Annotated in this window: 27 protein-coding genes; all 27 read left to right on the top strand. The window is 31.3% G+C overall.

What is annotated here, in order from left to right:
• The first annotated feature begins 126 nt into the window (after positions 1-126).
• The 27 genes from DW904_RS15740 to DW904_RS15625 all read left to right on the top strand — a co-directional run bounded on the left by DW904_RS15740 (position 127) and on the right by DW904_RS15625 (position 10077).
• Entirely contained in the window at positions 127-480 is a 354-nt protein-coding gene (locus DW904_RS15740) for a hypothetical protein (RefSeq protein ID WP_118582536.1), read from the top strand.
• Between the two features lie 2 nt (positions 481-482).
• Positions 483-737: a hypothetical protein gene (locus tag DW904_RS15735; RefSeq protein ID WP_118582533.1), complete on the top strand. Its 255-nt coding sequence runs from the start codon at positions 483-485 to the stop codon at positions 735-737.
• On the top strand, positions 731-1024 hold the full coding sequence (locus tag DW904_RS15730; protein ID WP_118582530.1) for a hypothetical protein: 294 nt from the start codon (positions 731-733) through the stop codon (positions 1022-1024). The genes DW904_RS15735 and DW904_RS15730 overlap by 7 nt, the downstream gene beginning before the upstream one ends.
• Positions 1018-1365, top strand: coding sequence for a hypothetical protein (locus DW904_RS15725; protein ID WP_118582527.1), 348 nt, complete (start codon positions 1018-1020; stop codon positions 1363-1365). The genes DW904_RS15730 and DW904_RS15725 overlap by 7 nt, the downstream gene beginning before the upstream one ends.
• Positions 1362-1673: a hypothetical protein gene (locus tag DW904_RS15720; RefSeq protein WP_118582524.1), complete on the top strand. Its 312-nt coding sequence runs from the start codon at positions 1362-1364 to the stop codon at positions 1671-1673. The genes DW904_RS15725 and DW904_RS15720 overlap by 4 nt, the downstream gene beginning before the upstream one ends.
• Positions 1670-2089, top strand: coding sequence for a YopX family protein (locus DW904_RS15715; RefSeq protein ID WP_118582521.1), 420 nt, complete (start codon positions 1670-1672; stop codon positions 2087-2089). The genes DW904_RS15720 and DW904_RS15715 overlap by 4 nt, the downstream gene beginning before the upstream one ends.
• Complete coding sequence (locus tag DW904_RS15710) at positions 2082-2381, top strand: hypothetical protein (protein WP_118582518.1); 300 nt, start codon at positions 2082-2084, stop codon at positions 2379-2381. Before DW904_RS15715 ends, DW904_RS15710 begins: the two co-directional genes overlap by 8 nt.
• Positions 2382-2573, top strand: coding sequence for a hypothetical protein (locus DW904_RS15705; protein WP_117850176.1), 192 nt, complete (start codon positions 2382-2384; stop codon positions 2571-2573).
• A gap of 81 nt (positions 2574-2654) precedes the next feature.
• Entirely contained in the window at positions 2655-2924 is a 270-nt protein-coding gene (locus DW904_RS15700; RefSeq protein WP_118582515.1) for a hypothetical protein, read from the top strand.
• Positions 2925-3314, top strand: a complete 390-nt coding sequence (locus DW904_RS15695; RefSeq protein WP_118582512.1) for a hypothetical protein — start codon at positions 2925-2927, stop codon at positions 3312-3314.
• A complete protein-coding gene (locus tag DW904_RS15690) occupies positions 3304-3540 on the top strand; it encodes a hypothetical protein (RefSeq protein WP_118582509.1) in 237 nt (78 codons plus the stop codon). The genes DW904_RS15695 and DW904_RS15690 overlap by 11 nt, the downstream gene beginning before the upstream one ends.
• Complete coding sequence (locus DW904_RS15685) at positions 3518-3808, top strand: hypothetical protein (protein ID WP_118582506.1); 291 nt, start codon at positions 3518-3520, stop codon at positions 3806-3808. Before DW904_RS15690 ends, DW904_RS15685 begins: the two co-directional genes overlap by 23 nt.
• On the top strand, positions 3801-3935 hold the full coding sequence (locus tag DW904_RS24615; RefSeq protein ID WP_279254395.1) for a hypothetical protein: 135 nt from the start codon (positions 3801-3803) through the stop codon (positions 3933-3935). Before DW904_RS15685 ends, DW904_RS24615 begins: the two co-directional genes overlap by 8 nt.
• Before the next feature lie 27 nt (positions 3936-3962).
• Positions 3963-4778, top strand: a complete 816-nt coding sequence (locus DW904_RS15680) for a hypothetical protein (RefSeq protein WP_118582503.1) — start codon at positions 3963-3965, stop codon at positions 4776-4778.
• On the top strand, positions 4775-5128 hold the full coding sequence (locus DW904_RS15675) for a hypothetical protein (RefSeq protein ID WP_118582500.1): 354 nt from the start codon (positions 4775-4777) through the stop codon (positions 5126-5128). The genes DW904_RS15680 and DW904_RS15675 overlap by 4 nt, the downstream gene beginning before the upstream one ends.
• Before the next feature lie 10 nt (positions 5129-5138).
• A complete protein-coding gene (locus tag DW904_RS15670; protein WP_118582497.1) occupies positions 5139-5465 on the top strand; it encodes a hypothetical protein in 327 nt (108 codons plus the stop codon).
• Positions 5462-5728, top strand: coding sequence for a hypothetical protein (locus DW904_RS15665; protein ID WP_118582494.1), 267 nt, complete (start codon positions 5462-5464; stop codon positions 5726-5728). Before DW904_RS15670 ends, DW904_RS15665 begins: the two co-directional genes overlap by 4 nt.
• 4 nt (positions 5729-5732) lie before the next feature.
• Complete coding sequence (locus tag DW904_RS15660) at positions 5733-6017, top strand: hypothetical protein (RefSeq protein ID WP_118582491.1); 285 nt, start codon at positions 5733-5735, stop codon at positions 6015-6017.
• Positions 6018-6211: 194 nt separating this feature from the next.
• The gene (locus DW904_RS15655; RefSeq protein ID WP_118582488.1) at positions 6212-6766 is read left to right on the top strand and encodes a hypothetical protein; all 555 of its coding nucleotides are present in this window, start codon (positions 6212-6214) and stop codon (positions 6764-6766) included.
• Between the two features lie 19 nt (positions 6767-6785).
• Entirely contained in the window at positions 6786-7160 is a 375-nt protein-coding gene (locus tag DW904_RS15650; RefSeq protein WP_118582485.1) for a hypothetical protein, read from the top strand.
• A 233-nt stretch (positions 7161-7393) separates the two neighbouring features.
• Positions 7394-7564: a hypothetical protein gene (locus tag DW904_RS23005; RefSeq protein WP_202187745.1), complete on the top strand. Its 171-nt coding sequence runs from the start codon at positions 7394-7396 to the stop codon at positions 7562-7564.
• A gap of 71 nt (positions 7565-7635) precedes the next feature.
• Entirely contained in the window at positions 7636-8013 is a 378-nt protein-coding gene (locus tag DW904_RS15645; protein ID WP_118582482.1) for a DUF3307 domain-containing protein, read from the top strand.
• A 21-nt stretch (positions 8014-8034) separates the two neighbouring features.
• Positions 8035-8613: a hypothetical protein gene (locus DW904_RS15640; RefSeq protein WP_118582479.1), complete on the top strand. Its 579-nt coding sequence runs from the start codon at positions 8035-8037 to the stop codon at positions 8611-8613.
• Between the two features lie 2 nt (positions 8614-8615).
• The gene (locus DW904_RS23000; protein ID WP_202187744.1) at positions 8616-8780 is read left to right on the top strand and encodes a hypothetical protein; all 165 of its coding nucleotides are present in this window, start codon (positions 8616-8618) and stop codon (positions 8778-8780) included.
• A 13-nt stretch (positions 8781-8793) separates the two neighbouring features.
• Positions 8794-9003, top strand: coding sequence for a hypothetical protein (locus tag DW904_RS15635; protein ID WP_118582476.1), 210 nt, complete (start codon positions 8794-8796; stop codon positions 9001-9003).
• A 451-nt stretch (positions 9004-9454) separates the two neighbouring features.
• A complete protein-coding gene (locus DW904_RS22995; RefSeq protein WP_202187743.1) occupies positions 9455-9622 on the top strand; it encodes a hypothetical protein in 168 nt (55 codons plus the stop codon).
• A gap of 20 nt (positions 9623-9642) precedes the next feature.
• The gene (locus tag DW904_RS15625) at positions 9643-10077 is read left to right on the top strand and encodes a hypothetical protein (protein ID WP_118582470.1); all 435 of its coding nucleotides are present in this window, start codon (positions 9643-9645) and stop codon (positions 10075-10077) included.
• Positions 10078-10117: the final 40 nt, after the last annotated feature.

The raw sequence follows: 10117 nt of genomic DNA, 5'->3' as shown, positions 1-10117 counted from the left end.
ATCAATTATGGTGTTTTGAGAGATATTAAAAAAAATCACTTTAGAAAAAGATGAATATCCAGATATAAACTAAAAAAGAAGATGGGAGCTTAGAAATTGTTTTTCAAAAAATGTAGGTGATAAGATTTGATAACTAAAAAGGATGTATCAAAAACATACGAAAGATTATTTGTGCAATCATCAATATTTCTTGGCAACCATATTGGTATTTATGAAAGACCATATATAACATTAAGTGCATATAAAGATGCCATTTCAGAATGGTATGGTCCATACGAAATCTATATGCATGTTTGTGGATATGATAACTTTGGTTATGCATATGTTTATAGAATGCAAAATGAAGAAGAATTTTTTAATATACTGCATGAGCTTATAAATTGGATGAGAGATCATGAGCAAGGAATTATATACTGGGATGATATTATTAGTGATAATTTATTTCCGGAATTTAGAAATGCTGAAATGGAGATGTGGTAGATATGAATTTTGGAGTAACAGGTGTTAATCAAAAAGAAGAGTTACTTAAACAATTAAAGACTATTTCAGAAGCACTTGATAAGCAAACTGAGAAGAAAGTATCAAAGATGCGTCCTGTTATAGATTTTAATGGAAATGAAATATATAAACGTGGAGAATGTCCTGTATGTGGTTTTGAATTTAGTTGCTCCAATAATATGAAATACTGCTTTTATTGTGGACAGAAACTTGATTGGGGTGAGGATACAAAATGTTAATTCCAACGGTACCGGTTAAAGAATTTAAAAAATTTGGTTTCAAAAAATGTGTAGGAGAGTATGGAAAATCAGAATGTTATTACCTTTGTGTCGCCAGAGGAACCAAAATGCTTTTCGTGAGTAATAAATATTTTGATGTAAATGCTTGGAGAGACGATGATCCGAGGATTCATAAAAAACCAAATTGCAGATACAGAGATAAAAGAACATATCTGGATATTATTTATGAATTGATTAAAGCTGGAATGTTAAAGAGTAAGTTTGATAAGGAGAGCACAAAATGTTAATTAGAAGTCAAGATAAAGCATTTTTATTAAATTTTAATAATTTAACTGCAATTTACGTGGAAAAAATTAATAAAGATTTTGCTATTGTATATAACGATTTTGAAGACGCGTATACACTTGGAAAATATTCTACAGAAGCAAAAGCCATAAAAGCGCTTGATATGATACAGAAAAGATATGTCGATTATAAAACAACACATACTGTTACAAACTGTCTTGCAACAATGTCACTTTTCATTAATGAATCAAACGATATAGATAAAATATATACGAAAGCACAAAATGTTTTAAAAGAAACTGTAGTATTCCAGATGCCAAATGATAATGAGGTAAAGGTATGAGACTGATAGATGCAGACTTATTAATCGAAGAAATGTCAAAATGGTACTGGGATAAAGAAAGGCAGAAAGCTACGGAAGAAGATATAAGTCCAATGGACTTGTTTACACATCTTGCAATTACAACTGTTCAGAAACAGCCTACAGCCTATGATGTTAATAGAATTGTTGAGCAGCTAGAAGAAACAAAGGGTATATATTCCGAACTGTCACTTATATTTAGAGATAATACTGAGATAAAAAAATACATAGGTATGGAACAGGCAATTGCATTAGCACTTGAAATCGTGAAAGGCGGTGGAACTGAATGAGAGAAATTCTTTTCAAGGCAAAGCGGATTGATAACGGCAAATGGGTTGAAGGATGTTATATTTCTTCTCACGAAGGTACCTTTATTCAAACAAAATGTGTTGAGCATTATTGTGTTCCTGCGGTTAGTTGTAAGAAAGTTATTCCAGAAACCCTCTGTCAGTTCGCATGTCTGACCGATAAAAACGGAAATAAAATTTGGGAAAATGATATATTTCAATACACAGATGAAGCAATGGTAACCCAAAAAGATTTAATCGAATATAACGAAACCCATGCGTCATTTGTACGACTTCGCAATACAGAGAAGTTAGGTTTTCAATACTTATTGATTGATGAAGCTACTTGTAATCATGGAGAGGTTATTGGAAATATTTTCGATAATAAAGAACTATTACTGGAGGAATCAGATGAGTAAATCAGTATTAGTGATTGATACACCAGAAAATTGTGTAGTTTGTATATTTTGTCAAGAATTCGGTATAGGAGGTAGAGAACATGCATGTTGCTATGCAACAAATGGGGATAGCGAAAATGACATGAAACTAATTGACTGTATATACGGATATCGTCAATCTAAACCTGATTGGTGTCCACTTATGGATTTGCCAGAGAAAGACAATGGAGACTATCCGGCTAATACATTTGATGCGGGATTCGCAGAAGGGTGGAATCAGTGTATTGATGAAATTACAGGAGAGGTGAAGTAAATGGCAAGGAATAGGTATCCAGGAACTTGTTATTGTTGCGGTGAAAAAGTCCCAACAGGTTATGGACATTTCGAAAGATATAAAGGTGGTTGGAGAATCAAATGTGTAAAATGCGCAAGTGGTAGAGTTGTCAGAGATTCTGATAAAGAGGTAAAGCGAGCAATAAGATTAAGGGAGGAAAAATATGATTAATTTAACAGGAAAAAACGTGTTCGTAAAGACACAGGAAGAATATTTGGGTGTTCTGAAAATAGCAAAATTGCAAGGATTCACATGGGGAGCAAAAACGATTTAAACCCTATCGAAATTCCATTTCCAAACATATTGATTTTTTACGATAATAAGATCGCTACTTACAGCTTTGAAAAGACATTGCTTGAAGCATCCAAAATCGTCGAAGATGAGAAGGAGCTCAAAGATGCTATAAGCCTTGTCAGAACATTTGCTGAATACCCAGACAGAATAGCATTGACGGACTCATTTATCAAGTCCTTGAAGTTACTTGCAGATACTGTAGAAAGTCAGATGGAAGAGGTGAAGTAGATGGAGAGATTAACAGATTATTCAGACGATGAATGCACATATATCATTGGCGTTGGGAATAAAACTTGCGAAGAATTTTGTAAAAACGCAGTAGATGGATGCAAGAATTGCTATATCCAACAAGTGTTTAAAAAACTTGCTGACTACGAAGACTTAGAAGAACAGGGCTTGCTTGTGAGATTGCCGTGCAAGGTCGGAGATACAGTGTATGATATTGTAGGAAGACCTCTTAAAATTGTAGAACACAAAGTGGACGCTTTTCATATTGATAAAAAAGGCTTTCATTTACAAATTATTAACGGAGTTTTAGAAAAGAAGCAAGAAGCAAAGGTTTATTTTTCTCGTGAAGAAGCTGAGAAAAAAATGGAGGAACGCAAAAATGAAATTTAAACAATTCACAAATTGGTGTAATGAAAGAGCATGTGATGGATGCTGGGGAATGCTGACAGCTATGGCGTGTATTGATTTAATAGGTGAAGTTAAAAAAGTTCCGTTTTGGAAAAGAGAGAAATTTTGGAAAGAAAATTACGAGCAGCAGGTATTGGAAGAGATTATTAATCCGATAGAGAAGAAGTTAGAGGAGATGAAGAAAAATGTTAAGAATAACGCTAGATGAAGCAATTGCTTACGAAGAAGAAATAGTGGAAAGAGCACGTAGCGCTATGAATTTTGAGTCAGTTGATTCTATTGATAATGATATAAAATCAAATTGTAAAATAATAGAGATACAACATTGGCAACTCATTAAATGGCTGAAAGAACTAAAGTTATATAAAGAGGCAGAAGAAAAAGGGTTAATTAAGCTAACTTCAAATATTGATAATTTTATATACTGTCCGTATTGTGGAAGAAAATTAGAAAGAAATGAGAAAAATAATGAATAATAATACAGTAAGTAAGGTAGCAGCATGGGTTGGCACTGCAATAGCAGTATCTGTAGCGTTATATTTTACAAAAAATCCAATTTGTTTATGGGCATTTGCATTTCCAATGATTGCTATGGGAGTATAGAATAAACTTTTTATTTGGAGATAAAGTATGGAAGAATTGAAGAATGAAAAAAAACGTTTTGTTGATAAAATTTATATAATAACTGATGAAATGGATTCGTATAGTGGAAACACTGATGTCATTGGATGGTACGACTCTAATGGAAGAAAATATTACAATCCTGATGAAATTAAGGAACTATACGAAAATGGAGAGACAGAAAATGTATTTATAGATTCTAGTGGCAAACTAAATATGAGACAAACTTGGTTAGTTTTTAGAGTTGCTTTTACAGTTCAATGCGGCATTCCGTTTGGAAATTATGATAAATATCCTAATCTATTAGAATACGCTAAGAAAGTTGGAATTGTTGCTAATAATCCAAGACCAATTAAAATGCTTGCAGGTATTAAAACTGTAAATGAGTATTATGGGGAATATGGTGAAGGTCCAACAGGTACATATAAAATTGCATACAAAATAAATGATGATGTTGTTTCTTCATTCAACCAGGAATATCTGACTAAGATTGCAAATGGATTTATTAATAGAATCACTCAAGATAATAGCTTAATTTCTATATGCAATAAATGCGAATATTATGAGTGGACTCATACAATATGTATCTATGGGGTGTCTGAAAAAGACATGGAAAAATCAGAACTAATTAGAGAGTTCAAAGTTTTTGATATGGAATTATTGATGTTAAAATCAAATAATTTTACAACTATTATGAATGCTTGTAAAATGGCTTGTCGTGATCAAGGGCAGTATCATTGGATAAAAGAAAAAGGTACTGAGAATGACGAGAAGAAATCTAATTATTATTGGTATGATAAAACTGGAAAGAAAGAAGAAAAATGAAGAATAAGGATAGAATCAAATATACATCAGATCATAGAAAAGCTTTTAGAAAAATTGAGAAACAGTTATTGGGATATAATACTTTTAGAAGCTTATTTCATGATTTAGATAAAATGTTCTTATATATGTTTTTTGATTATAAGAAAGTACGCTATTGGCACAGGCTCCATATGCCTCATCATAATGTTAAAGCAAAAACACATTCTGATTTTATACAAATGGTAATTGACTGGGAGTGTGCAAGATATACAAAACCAGACAAGCCATTAAATGCTAGAGAGACGTTAGCAAAATTTTATCCAGAATTAACAGATAAGGTATTGCCGGTAATTGAAGAACTTGGATTGTAAAGGAGAATATATGAGTACAAATTTAATTATCAAAGATCGAGGTACCGGAAATAGTGCACAGTTACTTTATACAAGCGCAACAACTCAATATCCTATATTAACCAAAACAAAAGATAGGGCTGCTAATTTATTAAAAATGGCTGAAGACTTAGACTTGTGTATTCCGATACCGTTAACTGAGAATGACATTAAATCAAAGGGAATCAGGTTGCCTGAGAATATCCTTGTAGACGAGGGATATGATCTAATCGGTACTGCCCTTAATTATTACCTTGGAACACATGTTGTGGCAGTAACACTAACAGATAAACTTAAGGAGAGATACGGTAAAAAATGATTATAGCAGCTGCAGTAAAGTTTTATATTGAGAAAACTGATCAAGAGGTTATTTTATGTGGATTGAGACACGATGCTCCATTTAGACAATTGGCAGCACTTGGTTTTGAACCCAAAATAGGATACAAAGAACTTGAACAAGGATTTAGAACAACTGATGGAGAATTTCTAAATAGAGAACAGGCTTATTATCATGCTGTGAGTTGTAGGCAGATCAAACCTGATGATGGACCTGCTTGGCTTATCTCGGAAATGCTGTGGTAATTATATGGACAAAAAAGTATGGCATTTAATGTCTATGTACAATGGATATGTAGATAAGTGGAGAGAGTCAGATCCTCCTAAAAGCTATAGGATAAGTTTTATAGCATTAGTTTCCATTGGTAGAAATCGTACTGAATATATTTTATATGAAGATATAAGCTATTTAGGAAAAAATTTGAATGGTTATTATATACTCCAGGATGTATTTGGAAATGAAAAAGTAGATACTGATATTATTCGGATTATTTGTTGGGTTATAGAATTTAGTTTTTACAGAGAAAATTTATGAATAAAAGAAAATTTACTATTAGGCAAAAAGTTCAAAAATGGTATCAAGAGTGCTTTGATAATTATAACGAAGAAGAGTTTCTATTTTTTTCAGCAAGGTTATGAAAAAATGTGATGAAGGATATTCGTTGAATAATGCATTCTGTTATTATCAAATTAATAAATACTATGAAGAACTTAGTAAGGAGATTTTGAATGAAGAAACAAAAGATTGATTTTATCTTGGAAGAAGATGATTATCCAGGCGAAGAAACAAGATTACTCTTCAGATTTTATCCGAGGAAATCACGCTGTTATGGTAAATATTCAAAACCACAAAAGTCTTGGGATGAAGTTTATGAAGTGGATTATGTATGGTCTATCTTTAGTCAGTATAAAGATGAAGGACCAAATTGGATGATGAACGCAAGATATTTTGAATGTCTTGGAGATGAAAATTCAATTATTGGACTAATTGCAGAATTTTGTAATATTTTGGCTGATGGTAAAGAAGAGTATATATGGGAAGATGCTGATGGAAAAACACATATAACTCCAATATTAGATCATGAGCATATTACTTTTGGAGATGGAGTAAATTGGGTTATTCATAAATATAGAAAAACAGATTATTATGAATTTTCTTTATGGGACTTTGATAATACAGGGTACAGATTTACTTTATCGGCAGATAGATTAAAAAGTTTCGGAAAATATTTAAGGAGATGTTGTGATTATATGTTACGACACGCATTAACAAACGAAGTATAGAAATTTTAAGGAGAATACAATGATACATTATAAAATTGATAAATATACTATTGGCGGTGCGCTTCAATATTATACTCATAAAATTTTTGAAGAGGCAGGATTGCAATATAGAGAAGATGAAATTAAGGACGGAGATGTTTTTGCATTTGCTTATTTAGAAGATGAAAGGGCGACCAATTTCTTCTGTAAACCAGTAAAAGGTAGAATAGTTGATTTTATGTTTTATGAATATAAAAAGAATGGTGAATTAAAGAAAAATGGTGTTAGCTGCTATGCGAGGATTTATGCTGATACATATGAAGATGCGGTAAAAGGCTTTAATATCCTTATTCAGAATAGACTTAAGCGATTAAAAGAAGAAATTAATAGAGTAGAGAATTTATTGATCGCATAAAAATTTAGTTTGATTGGAGAAATTTATGTTCAGTACAATTATAGCTATTATTGGTATTATGGTTTTTACCATTTTAATAATTTTTCTTATATGTTTAATGCTGCAAGAAAAAATTGAAAAAAGTATATATAAAATTCCTTTTTATTACTAAAAAAGTAGAATGTTACAAAATTAATAAACGTATAAAGGATGTATTTAATAGTGCTGTTTATGACCAAAATAGAAGAATATCTATGGCAATGATGGAAGGTAAAAAACATACAACATTTATATTTGCAAACGATGAATATTATTTTAATCCATGGAATACGTATAAGAAGCAATATAGACAAATTTTGTTTGACATGGGAATGAAATATTACAAAAGATACAAAATAGATGGAGATAAAATCTCCTGGGATTAATTCTTATAGCTGCGATTCCGCAGTTAATTTCCAGAATAAATAAAAATTGAATAGGGAAGAAGGTATTGTAGATGAAATATTTCATTATTTTAATCACTATGATTTTTTGCCATATAGTGGATGACTATTATCTTCAAGGATGGTTAGCGTCTGCAAAACAAAAATCGTGGTGGAAGAAAAATGCTCCAGATGATTTATATAAGCATGATTATCTGATGGCGTTATTTATGCATAGTTTTAGCTGGACATTTATGATGATGCTTGCACCAACATTGTATGTAATTATATTTGGTGGACATTATTATCCGTTAGTGTTTGTGCTTAATGTAATAATTCACATGATTACAGATAATATGAAAGCAAATAAGAAAAAGATTAATTTAATTCAGGATCAGATAATTCATTTAGCACAAATTGTTGTAACATTTTTAGTTTTCTTTTGGAAGTAGGTAATAAGGAGGAGTGGAGAAATGAAGATAACATTTGAAATGGATAATTTGCAGGATCTCATTGAAAAATCTGTGTCTGGAAATATTGAAGAAGCAGTTAAATCGCAAGTAGAGGATACCATTAAAGAACAGGTAGCAAAACTTGGTGGCGATATTATTTCAGAAGTAGTGACAAAAAATTTCAATGAATTTGTAAATGATTATATTACAAATACTAAAATTACTGTCAGAAAAGAAGATTTCTGGGGCGATGCAGATGTAAATGAGTACACAGTTGAAGAGTATATAAAGAAGTGCTTAAAAGAACGATTAGACAATGAGAGATTCAGAATGATGGATAAATATGACAGATACGAAGAAGTAACATTTGATGAGTATATAAAAAAATATTATGAAACATATGTGGAAAAAGAAATTAAAAAGAAAATGGATAGTTACTTTGAAGATATTCGTGATCAGATTAATCGCACCATGAAAGAAACTTTTGACAATACTACTAAAGATATGCTTTCAAACACGGTATTAAATATACTTACACAAAATAATACATATAGGCAGCTTGAGAATAATATTAAATCTATCGCAACGAAGCAGGATTAATTATGGAAGATAAAGTTATAGAATGCAAATTAGATGATTGCGAATATAATTATGTATCTTATTCTGAGTGGGATACCGGCTATAAAGAATACGGATGTGAACTGACTGATAATGAATGCAATGAAGAAGAATGTCCATTAGTTTGCAAATATAAAGTTGAAGAATAGGAGGAATAGAGAAATGAATAACAAAAGAAATAGTAGCAGTTCAAGTGGAATTGGAATTCTAGGTGTTTTACAAATTGTGTTTCTGGTACTTAAGCTTACCGGATTAATCACATGGTCATGGACAGTTGTTCTAATTCCATTGTGGATTAGCCTTGTGATGCTTGTAATCTTTCTTATTGTAACAATTATTGTAGTGAAAAATAATTTCAAGACAAAGCGATAAAAGTTTGGTTTTATGAGCAATCACCATTTGTTCTTAAAATAAAAGAGGACTGTCGTGATGACCAGCCATCGTAAAAGAAGGAACATATGTTTAATTAATTGGGATATTAATATTGATATCTTTAGACATCATTTTTGCTATTGATTCTACTTGTTCGTCAGATAAGTTGGATTCAGTGACTTTTCGTACTAAATAGCACTTTCCGACTATAGAAGTAATATGACAGATAGCATAAATGATAGTAATTCCAAAGCTACCAGATAATAAGATCTTTATCATAAGGTCTATCCTTTCATAATCATATGTTAAACGTGCTTTAAGCACTTCCACAGGTTCTACACCAGGATATAGTGACGTGCAACGCTCCTGGTGTGGTATCCATGGAACTACTAATATCTTAATTGATAACTGTAATACAATTCTCTTGAAAAATCAATAAAGGAGTATACAAATGACGGTAAAAACTGTAAAAGAATTAATTGATGTTCTGAAAGATTATCCTCAGAACATGCGTGTTGCATCTGCGTGTCTTCCATTTGATGATTTAAAAGTTAATTTGCGTCATTATGAGAGCGATAATTATAAAGTAGAAGAATTTGATTTTATAGCAATTGATTAGTTTTAAAAAGGAGAATATATATGACAAAAGCAGAATTAATTTTCTATGAAATGACAGATAGAGAAATTTTCAGTAGAGCTAAAACAGTTTATGAGAAGTTAGGAATGAGTGAAAAAGGACTTCTCTCAGTTATGCGTCCAACGATGGGTGCTGTAACAATTCTTTCAGTGGATCTCACAAATAAGATCAGAGATGCTGTAAGTATGCAGTATGACGATTTTCTTGCAGATGACTATATTGAAAGAGCGAAGAAAATTCAGAATGAAATGAAAGAAAAGAGAGAAGAAAGTATTAAGGAGCAGAAAGTAAGTAATTCATATATTGATAAATTCAATAAAGAGGTACAGGACTCTGACAATGATTTTGAAAGAGAGTGTACTAAAGAAATTATTAGACTTATAAAATTACTTCCTGATAAATCTGCCAAGAAACTCATTAAAAAATATTTTGAATAAAAAATAAGGAGAAAAAAATTATGAAGATGTATGATCCGGA

The organism is Ruminococcus sp. AM42-11 (genome assembly GCF_003480145.1).
Classification (GTDB): domain Bacteria; phylum Bacillota; class Clostridia; order Lachnospirales; family Lachnospiraceae; genus Blautia_A; species Blautia_A faecis.
The sequence above is the reverse complement of the archived record's forward strand: the minus strand, read 5'-3'. Positions and strand labels throughout refer to the sequence as shown.